General features: G+C 61.6%; 17 protein-coding genes. 9 read left to right on the plus strand and 8 right to left on the minus strand.

Annotated elements, in window-relative coordinates; genetic code table 11:
• Positions 1-7: 7 nt before the first annotated feature.
• The 4 genes from ACTJKL_RS22525 to ACTJKL_RS22540 form a co-directional block, all read right to left on the minus strand.
• Entirely contained in the window at positions 8-478 is a 471-nt protein-coding gene (locus ACTJKL_RS22525) for a (2Fe-2S)-binding protein (RefSeq protein WP_411933468.1), read from the minus strand.
• Between the two features lie 76 nt (positions 479-554).
• On the minus strand, positions 555-950 hold the full coding sequence (locus ACTJKL_RS22530; protein WP_102762932.1) for a c-type cytochrome: 396 nt from the start codon (positions 948-950) through the stop codon (positions 555-557).
• Between the two features lie 885 nt (positions 951-1,835).
• Positions 1,836-3,029, minus strand: coding sequence for a sensor histidine kinase (locus ACTJKL_RS22535; RefSeq protein ID WP_440853848.1), 1,194 nt, complete (start codon positions 3,027-3,029; stop codon positions 1,836-1,838).
• 242 nt (positions 3,030-3,271) lie between these two features.
• On the minus strand, positions 3,272-3,991 hold the full coding sequence (locus ACTJKL_RS22540) for a response regulator (protein ID WP_275598373.1): 720 nt from the start codon (positions 3,989-3,991) through the stop codon (positions 3,272-3,274).
• A 384-nt stretch (positions 3,992-4,375) separates the two neighbouring features.
• On the opposite strand from ACTJKL_RS22540, the gene ACTJKL_RS22545 reads away from it, so the two are divergent.
• The gene (locus ACTJKL_RS22545; protein WP_411933463.1) at positions 4,376-4,651 is read left to right on the plus strand and encodes a hypothetical protein; all 276 of its coding nucleotides are present in this window, start codon (positions 4,376-4,378) and stop codon (positions 4,649-4,651) included.
• A 6-nt stretch (positions 4,652-4,657) separates the two neighbouring features.
• On the opposite strand, the gene ACTJKL_RS22550 is transcribed toward ACTJKL_RS22545, so the two are convergent.
• From ACTJKL_RS22550 to ACTJKL_RS22565, 4 genes are all read right to left on the minus strand, one after another.
• Positions 4,658-4,984 carry an SOS response-associated peptidase family protein gene (locus ACTJKL_RS22550; RefSeq protein ID WP_411933496.1) on the minus strand — a complete coding sequence of 109 codons (327 nt, stop codon included), beginning with the start codon at positions 4,982-4,984 and terminating at the stop codon, positions 4,658-4,660.
• Complete coding sequence (locus ACTJKL_RS22555; protein ID WP_440853849.1) at positions 4,953-5,366, minus strand: SOS response-associated peptidase family protein; 414 nt, start codon at positions 5,364-5,366, stop codon at positions 4,953-4,955. The genes ACTJKL_RS22550 and ACTJKL_RS22555 overlap by 32 nt, the downstream gene beginning before the upstream one ends.
• 451 nt (positions 5,367-5,817) lie before the next feature.
• Positions 5,818-6,528, minus strand: coding sequence for an alpha/beta fold hydrolase (locus ACTJKL_RS22560; RefSeq protein ID WP_411933461.1), 711 nt, complete (start codon positions 6,526-6,528; stop codon positions 5,818-5,820).
• Positions 6,525-8,558, minus strand: a complete 2,034-nt coding sequence (locus tag ACTJKL_RS22565) for a 3-hydroxyacyl-CoA dehydrogenase NAD-binding domain-containing protein (RefSeq protein WP_411933460.1) — start codon at positions 8,556-8,558, stop codon at positions 6,525-6,527. Before ACTJKL_RS22565 ends, ACTJKL_RS22560 begins: the two co-directional genes overlap by 4 nt.
• 118 nt (positions 8,559-8,676) lie before the next feature.
• On the opposite strand from ACTJKL_RS22565, the gene ACTJKL_RS22570 reads away from it, so the two are divergent.
• From ACTJKL_RS22570 to ACTJKL_RS22605, 8 genes are all read left to right on the plus strand, one after another.
• A complete protein-coding gene (locus tag ACTJKL_RS22570; protein ID WP_440853850.1) occupies positions 8,677-9,540 on the plus strand; it encodes an alpha/beta fold hydrolase in 864 nt (287 codons plus the stop codon).
• Positions 9,541-9,627: 87 nt separating this feature from the next.
• Entirely contained in the window at positions 9,628-10,701 is a 1,074-nt protein-coding gene (locus ACTJKL_RS22575) for an AbrB family protein (protein WP_411933458.1), read from the plus strand.
• A 153-nt stretch (positions 10,702-10,854) separates the two neighbouring features.
• Positions 10,855-11,355, plus strand: a complete 501-nt coding sequence (locus ACTJKL_RS22580) for a tripartite tricarboxylate transporter TctB family protein (protein WP_411933457.1) — start codon at positions 10,855-10,857, stop codon at positions 11,353-11,355.
• A gap of 9 nt (positions 11,356-11,364) precedes the next feature.
• Positions 11,365-12,876 carry a tripartite tricarboxylate transporter permease gene (locus ACTJKL_RS22585; RefSeq protein ID WP_411933456.1) on the plus strand — a complete coding sequence of 504 codons (1,512 nt, stop codon included), beginning with the start codon at positions 11,365-11,367 and terminating at the stop codon, positions 12,874-12,876.
• 175 nt (positions 12,877-13,051) lie between these two features.
• Positions 13,052-14,050, plus strand: a complete 999-nt coding sequence (locus ACTJKL_RS22590) for a tripartite tricarboxylate transporter substrate binding protein (RefSeq protein WP_411933455.1) — start codon at positions 13,052-13,054, stop codon at positions 14,048-14,050.
• Positions 14,051-14,134: 84 nt separating this feature from the next.
• Positions 14,135-15,361: a CaiB/BaiF CoA transferase family protein gene (locus ACTJKL_RS22595; RefSeq protein ID WP_440853851.1), complete on the plus strand. Its 1,227-nt coding sequence runs from the start codon at positions 14,135-14,137 to the stop codon at positions 15,359-15,361.
• Positions 15,358-16,716, plus strand: coding sequence for an MmgE/PrpD family protein (locus ACTJKL_RS22600; protein ID WP_440853852.1), 1,359 nt, complete (start codon positions 15,358-15,360; stop codon positions 16,714-16,716). Before ACTJKL_RS22595 ends, ACTJKL_RS22600 begins: the two co-directional genes overlap by 4 nt.
• 144 nt (positions 16,717-16,860) lie before the next feature.
• A complete protein-coding gene (locus ACTJKL_RS22605; protein ID WP_029964291.1) occupies positions 16,861-17,661 on the plus strand; it encodes an enoyl-CoA hydratase/isomerase family protein in 801 nt (266 codons plus the stop codon).
• Positions 17,662-17,667 lie beyond the last annotated feature (6 nt).

Here is a 17,667-nt window from a genome sequence, read left to right on the forward strand (position 1 = left end):
CTGGCCCTCATCCTTTCTGAGACGTGCTCATGGTTTCCGCTGCGAGCTTGATCGCCGCACGGACGCGGTTATAGGTGCCGCATCGGCAGATATTGGTGATTTCCGCGCTGATGTCGTCGTCCGTGGGCTTCGGAGTGTTGTTGAGCAGGGCGGCAGCCGCCATGATCATGCCGGCCTGACAGTAGCCGCATTGCGGAACGTCGAGCGCAAGCCAGGCTTGCTGGACCGGATGAGAGCCGTCCTCGGACAGGCCCTCGATCGTGACGATCTGTTGATCCTGCGCGATCGCATTTGCCGGCAGGGTGCAGGAACGCGTCGCCACGCCGTCGATAAGCACGGTGCAGGCGCCACATTGCGCAACCCCGCAGCCGAATTTCGTGCCGGTGAGGCCCGCCTGCTCACGGAGCACCCAGAGAAGTGGCGTCTCCGGATCCACTTCGATATCCCTTGTTCGGCCGTTTATCGTCAATCGAGCCATGACATGATCCTATCGTTAGCGAGGAAAACGACGGCGGCGCACCGCCGGCATTCGCGTTGAACCGACCGGGGAATGCCTAGTGGATCGGCCCTGTCGAAAGATTTTGCAGGTAAGTGATGATGGCCGAGCGTTGCGCCTGATCGCGAACGCTCACGCTCATGGTCGTACCCGGCACGGCCTGGCGAGGATTGTTCAAGTAGGCGTGGAGGCGTTCCTCATCCCAGACGAAGCCGGAGGCGCTGAGCGCCTTCGAGTAGCGAGCGCCTGCGACACTGCCGGCAGCACGCCCGATAAGCTCGGAGAGATGCGGACCGGCGCGATTTTCGCCTGGGTCCACACTGTGGCAGGAGCCGCAACGGCTGCGGAAAAGCCTCTCGCCCTCGGCAGCGGCCGCCGGTTCCTGTGCCAGACTCGCATCGGGACAGAGCAGGACGCCGAAAATGCAGGCGGAGATCAGATGCTTGTTCTTCATAATGGTCCTCCGAACGGGCGGCTGCAGGGAGGGCGGAATGCCTCCGATGGAGATCGCTTCGAGAACCAAGGTAGTCGTCATTTGTCGCAGAGATTTGCCGGTGGAACCGCCGAGTTGTAACGAATTATCTCAAAGCATGCTGGACGAGGCCGCGCGCGAGACAGGCTGGCCTGGTGCCACAGGCGCAGGGCAATCGAGTTCCCACGCCACGACGGTTGGTTTGGCGCTACGCTTTGCTCCGCCCGCGCGAGTTTCCCTGGTGAAAGTGTCAAGCTGAATTTCGGCTCTGCTGAGCTTTGTTTTTGACGCATATTCGGCCGCTACTCGGATTTGAATTATATTTCCGGCACCTCATAATAAGCTGTCCGACACATGCTGATACAAATTACCATAGAATCTGGGAAAATATTGCGACAAGTTGCGGCTAAGCTTCGACCATCAAATCGTCCCTCAAGAAAGTTCTGAAGCATGAAACGTAAACTCGTCGAGAGTGAGCCTGGGTATCTTCGTGATCGCCGTGAAGCTGGTGCGCGGCCAGCGGCGAATGTATTAGCGGGTTTACTGCTGAGTGCAGCTTCGATCCTTTGCGCCGCGATGATTGTTCCGGCGGCTGACCTTACCGAAGAGACTTGCGCGGCTCAGACAGCAAGTGCCGAAAAACAAGCGCGGTGCCTGAAGCTGGCGCCGGCTCAGGCCTACGGCGTGCAATCGTCAAAGCGGCACACAAGCTGAAAAGCCGCCAATCAGGGAAGGGCGCGGCCGCACACATCGCCATTGCACCGCCGGGATGCGGTATGCGCTCGTCGCCGATCTGGACGGTAGGGTTGCCGCTATCCGCGCAAGGGGCCGCCGGAACGCCCTATCCACAGCCAAGGTAGCAGCGCTTCAAGCGCCCCGATCCGACTTGGGAAGCGTTATCGTCGCGCTCAGGCCATTCTTCAGTCGCGACAGGGTGATGTCGCCGCCGTGGTGGCGAACGGTTGCCCGGGCGATCGACAGGCCTAGGCCAACGCCGCCTGTTTCGCGATTTCGCGAGGACTCCAGTCGGAAGAATGGCTCAAAAACACGCTCGAAATCTGCCTCGGGAATCCCGGGCCCCTTATCCTCAATTGCGATTCGAACGGAGGAGGGCGTCTCATTGAGCTGGACGCGAGCCTCGTTGCCGTAGCGCACGGCGTTTTCGATCAGGTTGCGGACGGCGCGCCTGAGCCCGTCCGGACGGCAGCGATAGGTGATCTTGGGACTATCGAGAAATGTTACATTCTGCCCGAGGTCAGCAAGGTCGTCACAGAGGCTTTCGATCAAAGCCGTCAAATTGACGGTACGCGTTGCCTCCGTCACGGCCTCCTCGCGCGCGAAGGCAAGCGCTGCCTCGGTCATCGTCTGGATCTCGCCGATCGTCGCCATCATTTTCTGCTGAGCGTCGCTATCCGTCACGAATTCGGCCCGCAGACGCAGCGAAGTAAGCGGCGTGCGAATATCGTGACTGATCGCAGCGAGCATGCGCGTCCTGTCCTCGACGAAGCGCGTAAGTCGCGCCTGCATCCGGTTGAAGGCCTCCGTCGTCCTGCGGATATCATCGGGACCCGTTTCCGGCAGTGGCTCGACGGATTGGCCTCTGCCGAGAGCCTCCGCGGCGCCGGCCAGCCGGCGCATGGGTCTTGCCATGCGGTTAGCTACGAAGACACCGATCAACGCAAGCGTTGTCGCGGTGACGGCGAGCGAGACGAGGGACTGCGTGTTCCAGAAAGGATTCGGCATCGTCTTGCGATAGACGGAGTTCAGCCAGCGCCCATCGCTGAGTTGGACCGCAAGCCCCATGCCGTGGGAATCGCCCAGCGGAAGAAACTTGGCAAACCGGGGCAGGCTCCAAACGTCAGTCGAAAGTCGCGTCCAGCCCTCAGAGGCAATTGCCCTTTCGAAAAGCTGGAGACCCTTGGCTGGCGCCGTCTTGGCTGGCGCAGCCGAGGTTAGCTCAGGCGGGCGATAGGCTGGGAGCAGGTTGGGTAGCGGTTCCTCCAGTTGCGCGACTGCCTGTTTTCGCCAGGCGAGCGTATCGACGGGATCGTGTCCCGACATCCAAAAGCGTGTATACGTTGTTCCGCTTGCCCGCAGGACATCGGTATGGAAACCTGGAGGAATGGACTCGAGCAGAGTTGCAAGCGACGCCGTACGGCTCAAGAATTCACCCTTCGATGCCGCACGCAAAGCCTTGTCGCGTTCGTCCCAAGAGATCAGAAACCCGATCGCTTGCGACAACACAAGCGCCATCAACAGAAAACAGATGAACTGAGCCGCGAGGCTCTTCCTCCACCACCGCATCAGTAGGTTTCTACCTCCGCCACGAAGCTGTATCCTCCACCCCAGTGCGTCTTGATCAAAGATGGATTTTTCGGGTCGCTCTCGATCTTCTTGCGCAATCGACTGACCTGGTTGTCGATGCTGCGATCAAAGCTCTCGGCCGCACGCCCAGCCGTCAGGTCAAGCAGCTGGTCACGGCTCAACACCAGGCCGGGGTGCTCCAGGAAGGCATTCAGCAGCCGGAACTCCGCCGTGCTCAACGCCACGCTCACGCCATCGCGCCCGAGGAGCTCCCGGCGGCCAGTGTCGAGTTCCCAGACGTCGAAGCGAATCGATTTGGCCTTGATCCTTCCGCGCTGGGGCGGGAGGCTGTTGACGCGCCGCAGCACCGCCCGGATCCTTGCCAGGAGTTCGCGCGGGTTAAACGGCTTCGTGATGTAATCGTCGGCGCCGAGTTCCAGGCCGACGATCCGGTCCGTCCCGTCTGCCATCGCCGTCAGAAAGATGACCGGCAGCTCCGTCGTCGTGCGCAACTGACGGCAGACGGTCAGGCCGTCTTCGCCAGGCATCATGATGTCCAGCACGACGAGATCGGGGGCGCCCTTCTCCAAGAGGCGTCGAAGCGCTTCGCCGCTTTCCGCGACGGAAACACGGTAGCCCTGTTGTGTGAGATATTTCCCGACCAGGTCGCGAATATCGCGATGATCATCCACAACGGCGATGTGAGGCGTCGGTTGCATATCGCTCCAGTCCGGGGCGGAGTTGTCTTTACAAACACATATCGCCAGCACCCAGGCTCCGCATTCAAAAAAGTGTATCAAACAGTGTCAACTGCGAAACCTCGGCCTCGGCGATGGCATTCTGTTGTACGCCCCATATTGCCCGGCAACATGACTAGATTGGGGAATTTGCGGCGGCACGAGCATCCAAGGCCCCCAACCGTCGTTGATACACTTTGCCCCGAACAGCACATTCACTCGCATAACCACGCGACAACTTACCTCTAGGGTCTCTCCTGTCCGACGCCTCGCGGTTCCCTCGCATCTGTTCGGACTTCGTCGCCATCGCGCCCTGACACCTCCCGAGCCAGAGCGCGATGGCGAACACGCACAAAGGAGAATTCAATGACTACCAAGCACTATATCGCAGCCGCCATCGTCTCGTTTGGGACGCTTACGAGCTTCGGACCCGCGCTCGCCGCCTTCGACTACTACGAAGGCGTTGATATCAATGCGAAGAGCCGAGCCGCTTCGCCCGCCAAGAAAACCGACGATAGCGCGACCGGCGGCATCAGGACGAATTCCGCCACATATGGCTTCCCAAGCAGGGTGAAACCGGTTCAACGGGTCGTGAAGGGCGGTGAAGGTGGATACTACCAGGGACTCAGCCGCCAGCGTTGAGAGCAGTCAGAAGAGCGTCGCTTGCTGACCAGCTTCTGTTTGCTGGCCAACCCGCAGCAACGTCACCGCCTCTGCAGGGAACGGCCGCTGCAGCGCCTTGGCGTCCTTCCAATCGGCCGTCAGCCGCAGCTCGATTTCCTCCGGCTCGGTCAGGATGATAGACATTGCTTTCGGATGGATCGGCTTGACGACTGAGTTGGCCTCGCAGGTGAGAAGGCGAACAGTTCGTGCTCGCCGACCCGCGGGGGTCTTCATCGAGCCACGAGCGCCCTTCCATGGCGTCCAGAAGCCGCCAAGAAGGCTAGTGGCTGCGTGTCGTTGATGGCGAACCAGCGATCGGTCTTCTTCGGCTTCGTGTCCTCATATTCGCGCAGAAGGCGGTCCACGGTACGAGGCAGCGGTTCTTGACCCCGGTCCAGCCGCGCCAATGGGGAGAGTCGAGGTTGCGAATGTTGGTGACGCCGTAATCGGGCCTGCCATTTGTGACCGTCGGCGGCGACGGCATGCCCGAGGCCAGATTGACCAGCTCGCGCTCGCCATCGGCGTTGTAACGGATCACCGGCCCTGGCTTGTCGGGGAATACTTCCGTTGTCGGGTTGGCCCGGTTGGTCATGTCGCTATGCGGGCGCGCCGATTGCACATCCACCCACTCCGAATCGCGGTCGATCCTGCCGAGCCGCCAAACCTGCCCGATGAAAGCGGCATCACCGAGCACGAACTGCTCCAGATGCTAATCACCCATCTCGACGGTAGCCAGGCCCACGGCGTGCTGTTTTTCACCGTCGCAACCCGCCTTTTCACCGCGCACGCGATGACTTGATGTTTCTCGCAACCAAGCTGCAGCAGACTTTGGGCCATGGTCTCGCCATGATCAGTGCTCCGCTCTTAGTAGCCCATTGATGGGTTTAACTCCCTTTGCACGTTCCCCCTCCGATGGGGTTGGCTGAAGGTGTCAAGCGAATCGAGTAATTGACCCCGTCTCTCTGTTTGTCGCGCTGCAGTTGATCCCACGCAAGCGCGTCGTGCCCGTCATGCTAAGCCGCAGGAGGTACAGTCAGTGCACTCCGCTAAGAGCGGTTCGTCGACCGTGGGGGTCCGGGTTCAAATCTTTTCAATGCGGTCAAGGCATCCAATCAAGCGGAGAGGCGGCTACTACATGGAACTCCTTATATCAGCTTAATCTCCCTCCTACGAACCCAACGGAGAATAGTTGCAACAAGTTCTTCGGGCTGTTCGAAGGGCAAGAGATGGGCTGCGTCTTCGATGACTTGCACCTCGGCATCCTTCAGAAGCCTGGCGAGCGCTTCGTTCGAAGCGCTTGAGGCCAAGTGATCTTCGGAACCGGTGAGTAGCAGTACCGGAAAGCAGAGATCTGGCAAGTACGCTGTCGCATCGGGCCGCGCCATCAAAGCGCGGTGTTGGCGCTCATGAACCGCAGGCGGGCAGTCCTCAACCATCTTCAAAATAGCAGCAATCAGATCCGGCTTGTGCTTGCTTGCGTTGGAAATGACTTTCGGCACCCAGCCCAGCGCATAGGCGACCATATCGGCATTGGCCTCTGCGATGCGGGCTTCACGGTGAGCGGGCTCGTATTCACCGACGCCATCAGCATTCGTATTGGCTAGAATCATTGCGCGAATGCGGTCTGGTGCCTGGCGACCCATTTCCAGAGCCACGCGCCCACCCATCGAATGCGCCAGAACGATCAACTCGCCATCCGTTTCGGCCAGCGATCGGGCTGCCATGTCTTCGATCGTGGCGTCACGGCTGATGTCGGCGACATGCACTGTGGCCTCCTCGAGGCTCACGGCTTCGGCCACGGTGCTCCAAGTACGAGCATCGGACATGATCCCTGGAATGGTTACGAGTGTCGTCATGGCTTGATTAACCAGTCCTTGAAGGGGCTGGCTGCCCCTATCGCTGCCGCAGGTACAGATCCTGGGGTTCGCTGGCTCTCGTGCGCGGCCAAGTACATGGGGCCGCCGCGGTGCCGCGGGAACCCGTAGCCCGTCAGCATCACCAGGTCGATGTCTGAGGCGCTTTCGGCAATTCCCTCAGCCAGCAGAGCATGTCCTTCCCCTTGCATGACACCCAGAATGCGCTGCATGACCTGCACGGATGAAATGGAAAGCGCGTTTAGGCCGGCCCTTGCTCTCTCCTCCTCAATGATGCGGGTCACCTCGGGATCGACCTTCTGCCCGCCGTCGCCGTAGTCGTACCAGCCCTTCTTCGTCTTGCGTCCGAGACGGCCGGCTTCGCAGAGCCTGTCGGCAATGTGGCAATAGGGCAGCGAAGGGTCTCGAGTCGATGCTGTGCTTTTGCGCTGTGCCCAGGCGATATCCAGCCCGCTCAAGTCCTGCACCTCGAACACTCCCATGGCGAAACCGAAATCGCGCATTGCTGCATCAATCTGCGCCGGCAACGCCCCTTCGAGCAGCATGAACTCGCAGTCGCGCCGATAGGCCGCCATGATGCGATTGCCGATGAAGCCATGGCAGACGCCGGAAACGACAGCGGTCTTTTTCAGCCGCTTGGCGAGCGCTGCACCTGTTGCGAGCGCCCGGTCTCCCGTGTGACGGCCGCGCACGATTTCCAGGAGCTTCATAACATGGGCAGGTGCGAAAAAATGAAGTCCAAGCACGCGTGTAGGGTCGACCGTCATCTCGGCGAGCTGATTCACGTCGAGATAGGACGTGTTGGTCGCAAGTACGGCGTCGGGTGGCATGATGGCGTCAAGACGTGAGAAGACGTCGCGCTTGACGTCGATATCTTCGAAGACCGCCTCGATAACAAGGCCACAGGAAACGAGCGGCATGTCGTCAGAGCTTGCCGCCAATCGGTTGCGTACCTGGTCAGCGGCCTCGCGAGAAACGGAGCCGCGTCCAACGCTCGCATCCAGCATCTCGCCAACCCGGCGGTGGGCCGCCTCTGCAGCAGCTGCGTCGCGCTCCAGAAGCTGAACCTCGCAGCCACACAGAAGCAGCGCCGTCGCAATCCCGGCGCCCATGGTGCCCCCGCCGACGACACCGACACGCGCCAGATCGGCCGGCTCACTGGCCATCGACGCCAGGCTGCGCCCCGCGCTGCGTTCAGAGAAAAAGGCGTAGCGAAGCGCCGCGGCCTCATCGGAAGCGGCCAGGCGCAGGAAGCGCTCCCTTTCCCGTTTCAGAGCCTCGTGCGCTGGTAGATGCGCGCTGTCTCTGAGAGCCTCCAGCGCCTCCATCGGCGCTTTCGCACCGCGCGCCTTCGCCTTGATAACCGTTGCCTTGCCCTGCCAGTCCATGTCTGCCGCGTTGCGGCAAGGGCGGTCGATGAGGGGAGGTGGTCCTGGCCGGGCCGCGAGGTCGTCGGCGAAGCCTATTGCCGCCGCAAGGAGATCCCCATCACACAGGCGGTCGACAAGGCCGACGGCGAGGGCTGCCGTCGCCGCGACGGGCTTGCCCCCTGTCACCATCTCGACGGCGTCCGATACCGGGATCAGGCGTGGCAGGCGCACGGTTCCGCCCGCGCCGGGTATGATGCCCAATGTCACCTCAGGGAAGCCAAGCCTTGCCTGGCCATCGGCGATCCGCGCCGTGCAGGCCAGCGACAGTTCCAGTCCGCCGCCCAACGCCGCGCCGTGAATGGCCGCGACCCAGGGCACGCGGGCGCCTTCGATCGCGTCCGCCACCTCCGGCAGGGCGGGGGCAAGCGGCGGTTTGCCGAGTTCGTTGATATCCGCGCCGGCCACGAATGTGCGTCCGGCACACCGGAGCACGGCTGCTCTGATATCCGTATTACGGTTGAGGTCGTGCACGAACGCGAGAAGCTCCGCGCGGACAGCCTGGCTGATGGCGTTCACAGGGGGGTTGTCGATCGTGACGATCGCGATCCCATCGCGGTATTCACAGCTAACCAGAGACGCCATGTCGTCCTCCCGTGCAGTGGCCGGTGTGGTCAGTTCGACCCAGCGAGTGGTTCAATAATACTCAAACGCCGCACCTGTGCTTTCTATAGCGGCGAACGGCCTTGCGGTAACATAACCAATGGTTTGGGCACCCCTTGCCGATAAGTACATTCAAAATCGGCACCGCGTTCTGATAGATACCGCGTGGAGTGAGGAACGCAGGAAGCCCATGAAGCTACACATTGAAGCGGATCCCGATCAGGGACCACCGCCGTTGCTATTGGTTCACGGCATCCTGTCGAGCCGAAATCACTGGCTGCCGAACCGGAGCCTGTCTGAGCGTTTCCGCGTCATCCGTGTGGACCTGCCGGCGCACGGCCTTTCCTCAGCGCCAAGGGACGGGACCGCCGCCACGCCCGAGGGCCTGGTGGACACCATCGAAGCTGTCCGCAGGCAGTTGCAACTCAGCAAATGGTATATTTGCGGGCAGAGCTTCGGAGCGGCTGTGACGCTGCGGTACGCGCTGACGTTTCCCGATCGGGTTCTTGCTCAGGTCTTTACCAATGCCAATGGCGCCCTGCGGGAGGCCTGGAAGCCATCGCACCAGCGCCGCAACCAAATGCAGATAAGCGACATTCGGCGCGAAGGTCACGCCGCAATACGTCGCCTGCCCTATCACCCTCGCCACGCCAGGCGATTTCCACCGGAGATTCGGGAACTCCTGAGCCGGGATGCCGACGAGACGGATATCGATGGCATCGCCTTGCTTCTGGCGGAGGCGACCCCGCGATTGTCGGTTCGAGAGAGGCTGGGCGAACTGCGTGTGCCGACCCTGCTGGTCAACGGCCTCTGGGAGAAGCAATTCCAACCGACGCGGAGATGGATTTCCGCAGCGCATCCGCATATCGAGATTCGGGACCTGGAAGGTGGGCACTCCATCAACATCGAATGTTCGGAGGAATTTGATGCTGCGGTGATGCAGTTCATTTCGGCGCAGCGATGAAAGCAGGTATCGCCCTTCCACGACATGATTGTTCCCCTAGGCCGATTGGCTGCCGGCGGGGGCAGTTGCGTACGGATCCTGTTTGAGATGAGCAACAGCAGCCACATTGGCCGTCTCGCGCTCATCTATTCGATCGGATCTCTCGGCGGGGCGCTCGCGCTCTGCGTTGGATCGCCGCTTCCCTGGATGATTGGCCCGCTTCTGGTTACTGCCGCGCTTTATCTCTCGGGCCTCGCGGAGATCGTCATTCCGGTGGAAACCCGGCCTGCCGGCCAGATCGTCATTGCATCCCAGGTGGGTGTCTATTTCTCCCCAGCCGCATTCGCGATGATGCTATCGCTGGCGCCCCTTCTGGTCGGGGTGGCCCTAGCAACGGCGGTCTGCGCGTTCACTGTTGCACTGCTGCTGGCGCGCGCGGCGCGGCTCAGCCTCACCGCCGCCTTCATCGCGTCGCTTCCGACCAGCCCCGTCGAGGCGGCGATCATGGCAGAGCGGTGCCGGTGCAATCCGGGTCCGATCATTCTTTCGCAGACCGTCCGCATAGCCGCAGTGGTCGTGCTGGTCCCGATCGTCATCTATGCTGTAGACGGCTGGCCCGCCTCTGCGGCCGTGCACATGCCCGCCCCGTTCGATCCGCTGGGAGCCGCGGTCTTACTGGTCATCGGGGTAGCGGGCGCGTTTGCGTGCCGGCTGCTGCGCATTCCGAACCCTTATTTTCTCGGACCGCTCGCCGCCTCGTCGGCCCTTTCGGCTACCGGCTTTGGCCCGTACTTCTATCCCGGCGTCATTCTGTCCGGTGCGCAGGTCGTGCTTGGGGTCTGGCTGGGATCTACATTCCGCAGATCGCTGTTCCAGTCAGCCGCACGGTTGGTCACGACGTCCATCCTGGCGACATTTGCCCTTCTGGCGATGACCTCCGCCGTCGCCGTGGCGATCGCCGTCACATTGGGCCTGGACTGGGAGCTGATGGTTCTCGGTGCCGCACCCGGCGGCGTCACCGAAATGGCGCTGACGGCCAAATTCCTGGGGCAGGACGTGGCGCTCATCACGGCGTTCCACCTGATCCGCATCTTCATCTTCATGCCGAACATACCGTGGGTCATCGACCTGATCCACCGTTACGAGAAGCGGCGTCCGCCTGCGAATGACCAGTGTGATTAGCGCCGGATTGGTCGTGCACCACGGTCTTGACCCAAGAAATCGAGCATTCTGGCCAAATCAATGATCAGTTTCACTCTCTGTCGTGATTGCCCATAAGTGAAGGAGGGGCGCGGCGTGGAGAGATTGCTCTCGCACCGTAGCAAGGAGGAGATCATGGAAAAACAACCTTTCGACGAGGGTAAACAGCGCGTTGCCGATTGCATCCGCCTGCCGTTGCCTCTGCTCGAGGTCGCAGCCGGGCTGATGCTTCTCGCAACGTTGATCTGGTACGTCATCGACGCGCGTTCGCTGCCCGAGCCGTTCAACGCGACGGATATCGGAGCGGGAGGATTTCCGCTGCTGATCGCCACCGGCACCATTCTTGCCACGGTGCTCATGATCGGCTTCGGTCTTGCGGGCATGATGGGCGGGATGGAAAGGCCCGTGACCCGCTGGCGTCGCCCCTTCTACGTACTGGCCACCAGTCTCATCTTCATCGCGCAGGCCGCCTGGTTCGAGACGCTCGGCGTCTACTTCTGCGTGGCGCTTTTCTCCACCGCAGTCATGCTCGCCGCCGGAGAGCGCCGCCCTTTGCATGTCCTCGGTGTCCCTTTGGTTTTGGTCGCCTTCATCTACGTGGTGTTCGCGATAGCACTGAACGTCGTCTTTCCGTGAGGACCCGAAATGATTGAACATCTGCTACTAGGCTTCTCGGCATTCGGTGATCCCATGGTGTGGATCAGTCTCGTCTTTGGCGCCCTTGCCGGCTATCTCATCGGGGCGATTCCCGGTCTCGGCCCGAGCCTTGGTGTGGCGCTGCTCATCCCCTTCACCTACGGGTTGGACCCGGTCGTTTCGATCGTGGGACTGGTCGCGCTTTACGCCGCCGCCGAATATGGCGGCGCGATCACCGCCATCCTGATCAACTCCCCCGGAACGTCGGCGGCTGTGGCCACCGCCTGGGACGGCTATCCGCTGACGCAGCAGGGACGGGCAGGTGAAGCCCTGATGGTGTCAATCATCGCTTCGGGCATTGGCATCTTCGTCAGCGCGCTGTTCCTGTTGTTCACGGCCGTTCCCCTGTCGGAGCTCGCACTCAGCTTCGGGCCCGGTGAGTATTTCGCGCTGGCGTTCGTCGGTCTCAGTCTGGTCGTCGGCCTCGCAGAGGGCCTGGTCGTGAAGGGCGCCGTCGCCATGGGCATCGGCCTCGCTCTGGCGACTGTTGGCCTTGACACGCAGACAGGCGTGCCGCGCTTCGCGGTCTCGACGGAGCTGTTCGAAGGTCTTCCGCTTGTGCCCGTGCTGCTCGGCCTCTATGCGATGTCCGAAGTGCTGTTCATGGTGGAGGAAGGCGCCGCCGCCAAGGTCAAGAGCCCGCCTGTCGGCGGGTTCATGTCATGGAACTGGAAGGGGTTTTGGCCGCTCAACGGCGTCATCATGAGAAGCTCGGTGCTCGGCTACGTCATCGGCATCATCCCGGGTGCGGGCGCCTCGATTGCATCCTTCATCGCCTATGCGATGGCCAAGAGGACATCCAAGAATCCGGAGCTCTTCGGCAAGGGTTCGGTAGAGGGTGTCGCGGCTTCGGAGGCGGCAAACAACGCTGCCGTATCCGGCGCGATGGCGCCACTTCTTGCACTCGGCATTCCGGGATCGCCAACGACAGCGGTCATGATCGGAGCGTTGATGATCCAGGGCATTCAACCCGGCCCATTGCTGTTCAGCCGCAACCCGGAAATTCCCTATACCATTTTCGCGTCCCTCTGGATCGGCGTCCCCATCATGGTGTTCATCGGCCTCGCCGGTGCACGCGGCTGGGCACAGGTGGCCAACATTCCACGACCGGCGATTGCCGCCATTGTCTCGGCGATCTGCCTTGTGGGCGCCTATTCATCCGAGGGCACGATATTCCCCGTATACGTGATGACCGCCTTCGGCATCCTCGGCTACCTCCTGCGCAAGGTGCAGATTCCGCTCGCGCCGGTCATCCTCGCGCTGGTGCTGGGTGAAATGATGGAGACTAACTTCCGGAGGGCGCTGATCACATCCCAAGGAAGCCTGGACATCTTCTACACCTCACCGGTCACCGTTGTTCTGTCGCTGACGGCGATACTCGCCTTCGTGCTGCCCGCAATCGGCTTTGTCCGGCGCCGGCGGCGGCCCGAGGCAGCCGCCGGCGAGGTGGCTTCCAGGTGAAAACCGATGTGGAGAGCCGAGCATCGGCCGGCTCTCCACCGGCAGGTACCAGACCAATGTTTACGTCTATCTGACCTGATCAAATCTCAGTTCAATCCGCTCGCGCAATGAGCACAATACAGACCGACCGGAGAGGAGCCGGGGGCCTTCATCTTCAAACTTTGGGAGGAATTTCATGTCACTCAATCTGCTCAAAACGGTCCGGGCAAAAAGTGCCGCCGTGTGTATGACGATCACAGCCGCGCTTGTCGCCGCCCCCGCAGCCGCAGAGACAGCCTGGAAACCGTCCGGTCCGGTCAACGTCCTGATGCACACCAAGCCCGGCGGAACCGCGGATATCTTCATCCGCACGCTCGCGCAGTCGCTTGAGCCTCTGATTGGCCAAACCATCGTGGTGGTGAATGCACCTGGTGCCGGGGGAGCGACGCAAATGGCGCGTGTTGCCTATGCTAAACCCGATGGCTTGACGCTCGGGATCAACACGATGAGCCACTTTACGAGCATGCTGACAAATCTGAAGGGGACGTTTTCCGTGGACGATTTCTCCTGGGTCGCATCGACCCAGGAAGATCCGATCATTTACTTCGCTCGCGCGGACTCGGACATCAAGACGATTGGCGATCTGGTCGCCAAAGCCAAGGCGAACTCCGGTAAGATTAACATCGGCGGTTTCGGCCCCGTCGGATCGATGCAGCACCTGGGCACGTCGATGCTCGAAAAGGCAGCAGGTATCAAGCTCAACTGGGTCGGCTTCGACTCCACGCCCGACATTATGACGGCGTTGCTTGGGGGCCATGTCGATGTCGGCGTTTCCAACCTCGGCCCGACTGCGCCGTTCTTCGAATCCAAACGCATCATAGGTCTGGGCGTGCTGGGGGAGACGCGGCTTGAGGGTCTTCCGGACCTGCCGACCTTCGGCGAACAGGGCTTCGAGGTCGATACCAGCTGGGTACAGGTTCGCGGCCTCTTTGGGCCGAAGGACATGCCGCTGGAACTGCAGCAACAGATCGCCGATGCCTTCCATGAAGCAATGAAGGCAAAGAGCTATCAGGACTATGCCCGCAACACCGGCGTGGTCGACTCATGGATGGGCCCGAAAGAATACAATGCATTCGTTCGCAAGGTCAGCGACATGGCCGTGAAGCAACTCCAGGCGGCCGGCCTCCTGCAGTAACAGACAGGCCGTATGCTCGCAAAATGCCCGGTGGCCTTGTTAGGCGGCCGGGAGGGACGATAGGAAATGCCAATAGGAGGGCCCATGACGAAAGCGCTTGCCGGATTGCGTGTCATAGACACCACCCATGTTCTCGCAGGACCGTTCGCCAGTTACCAGATGGCGGTCCTCGGCGCAGAAGTCATCAAGATCGAAGACCCGTCCGATCCGGATCAGGCCCGTCTTCAGGGATCCGACCGGGCGTTGAGCAACGCAGGCATGGGAACCGCCTTCATGTCCCAGGCCTCCAACAAAAAGGCTGTGGCGCTAAACCTGAAGGTCGAAGGCGGGCGCGAGGCACTGAAGCGTTTGATCGAGACGGCAGATGTTTTCGTGGAGAATTACCGGCCCGGCGCATTCGAAAAGCTCGGACTTGGCTATGAGGACATGCGGGCGCTCAATCCGCGCCTCATCTATTGTTCCATCTCCGCATTTGGATCCATGGGGCCCCGGCGCGAGCAGACGGGTTATGATTCCGTACTGCAGGCCTTTTCCGGCATGATGGCGATGACAGGCGATCAGGACAGCGATCCGCTGAAGTGCGGAGCACCAGTGGTCGACTATGCAACGGGAACAACCGCAGCCTACGCGATTACGGCGGCGCTTTTGCAGCGCGAGCGCAACGGCGGCAAGGGACAGTTCGTTGATGTCTCGATGCTGGACGTGGCGCTGATGCTGTGCAGTCCCTCCGTCACCGGCTATCTCTGGAATGGCAGCCATCCCAAGGCCAAAGGCAATCGTTTTCCGTTTGCCACCATCGGTCTCTATCAAGCATCCGACGCAGACCTGATGATCGCCGCCTCCAACCTGGAGCAGCAACGCCGCCTGTGGATCGCGCTTGGCCGGGAGGACCTGATCAAGATCAGCAACGACCAACGTCTTGACGGCCATGCGGAGGAAGAACGCGCGCTCCGGCAGATCATCGTGACCATGCCGGCCGAATATTGGGAGAGCTTTTTCCGCGAGCGCCGCATTCCGGCAGCGCGAGTGCGCCACCTGAAGGAAGCACTTGCCGATCCGCAGATCGCGGCCAGGCCGGTATTGCACAAGCACGTTGCGCCCGGCAGCCCCCTGGATGGTCTTGTGGTGCCGGTCGCCGGCTTCACCATGTCGGATAGCGCCCCCGGCCTGACCTTTCCGCCACAGGAAGTGGGGGCACAGACCGAGGACCTTTTGCGGGAGCTCGGTTTCGATAATGCTGCTCTCGAGAAGCTTCTCGCCGAAAACGGCGCCTCCTTGGCCCACAGCCAGATGAAAGCGGCAGTCGAATGATCAACCCGCTTTCGATATTGGCCGGGGCCGCCGAGGACTGGCGTGAGCGCCCATTCGAGGGTGAGGTCCGCTGGGCGGCGCGGCGCGCCGTGCTGGACTGGTTCGCCACGATGCTGCCCGGTTGCATCCGACAGCCGGCGACGCTGCTTGCGCCCGCGATGAAGGAGGTGGCGGGGAGCGGCGGTGCCTGGTGCTATGTGGATGCACGGACCTGCAGTCCGCGCCGGGCCGCGCTTCTCAACGCGGTCGCCAGCCACACGGTCGAGTTCGACGACATCTTCAAGGATGGCGGCTATCATCCCGGCAGTCCGACGATCGCGGCCGCCCTTGCCCTTGCCCAGCATCTCGGCTCGACCCTCGATGACCTGCACCGGGCGATCATTGCCGGTTACGAAGTCGGTTGCCGTATTTCTCTCGCCATACAACCCAGCCACTATGCCTTCTGGCACACGACCTCGACGGTCGGGACGATCGGCGCGTCGGTCGCCGGAGCGATGCTGCTCGGCGGTGACCGACGCGGCATCGGCAACGCTATCGCGCTTGCCACCAGTTTCGCGGGCGGGCACCAGCAGAACCTCCAGGGCAAGGGCATGGCGAAGGCGCTCCATCCGGGGCACGCGGCCGATGCTGGGCTCATGGCGGCAATGGCAGCCGTGGCCGGGGTGACCGCGTCCGCGGATAGCCTGCATGCAGATAACGGCTTTGCCGCTGCCACCAGCGATACGGCCGGCGACTGGGGGAATGCCCTTGACGGTCTCGGCACGTGGACGCCGATCACCCGCATGACTGTGAAGGCGCATGGCTGCTGCGGTCACATCTTCCCCGCGCTCGACGCCATCGGCCTGATGCGCGACGCACACGGATTTGGCCCTGCCGACATCGAGCGGATCGCGGTGTTCGGCTATCGCGCCACACAAACGATGTGCAACAGGCCAGATCCCGTCTCCGCCCAGGACGGGCGTTTCAGCCTTCAATACTGCCTCGCCGCGCACCTGGTTCTGGGAGGCGTCCGGCTTTCGGCCTTTGAGCCCGAAGCAATGGCACGGCCGGACATCCGCGACTTGATGGGGAGGATCGAGCTCTGCGAGGATCCCTCTCTTTCAATTGATTATCCCGGCCGCCGTCAGGCGCGCCTGCGTGTTTACCTGCGCGATGGCCGCATGTTCGAACATCTTCAGAAGACGCGACGAGGGGATCCGGAAGACCCGCTCGAAGATGCTGATCTCGTTGCGAAATTCCACGAGCTCTCTGCCGGAGTCATCGCAAAGCGGGAAGCGGAGAGCATCATCGCGGCAATTCTCTACGGCGATGGCTTGCCGGGAAAACTGACATTAGCCGGAGCAGCGCCGCGTTAGGTGCTGCGCCTGAAACGAGGTGGGCGGACCGGCCGAATGGTCGGTGCCCGCCAGCAACTGCGAAGACATTCACGCATCCAGCCACAGTGAAACATGGCGCTTGCCGTCTGCAAGGCTTGCGAAGGGACAGAAGGAACGAGATCCATGACAATCAGTGTTCGTGAACACGAATTCATCGCGCTATCGCACAAGAACGGCATAGCGACTGTAACATTGAATCGCCCGGATGTTCGCAACGCCGTAAACGACCAGATGCGCTCGCAGTTGATCGACGTGTTCGAGCACCTGGCTGCCGACAGCTCCGTGCGCGCGGTCATCCTGACCGGGGCGGGTAAAGGCTTCTGCTCCGGCGGAGACGTTTCGGGGATGCGCGCGCGGCTGGATGCCGCACCCGGCGATGTTGCGTTCAATGGCTGGACCCGTCAGCGAAGCACGCACAGGGGAGTTGCGGTTATTCATGGCATAACGAAGCCCGTGATCGCCGCCGTCAATGGAGCGGCATTTGGTCTTGGCCTCGACATGGCGCTCGCCTGCGATTTCATCATTGCGGCGGAAGGCGCGAAGATGTCTATGAGCTTCATCAAGCGCGGTCTCGTTTCCGACGGCGGCGGCATGTATTTCCTTCCGCGCCGAGTCGGTCTTTCCCGTGCCAAGGAGCTGATTCTGACCGCAAGGGTCGTCGAAACCGGAGAAGCACTCCAGATCGGCATGATTGATCGCGTCGCTGCGCCGGAAAAGCTGCTCGATGAAGCACAGACCTGGGCGGAACAACTGAGCTTTGGCTCCCCGGCCGCCGTCGCGCTGACCAAGTCCATCCTGGACAGGTCATTCGAAAGCTCGGACGAGGCCATTTTTGCGCTTGGGCGCGAGGCGCAGGCAATCTGCTATACGACTGCCGAGCATCGTGCATCGGTTGAAGCATTCCTCAACAAGACGAACGGGTAAGGTGGA

Source organism: Sinorhizobium sp. 22678 (assembly GCF_052044265.1).
In the GTDB taxonomy this organism is placed as follows: Bacteria; Pseudomonadota; Alphaproteobacteria; order Rhizobiales; family Rhizobiaceae; genus Sinorhizobium; species Sinorhizobium meliloti_A.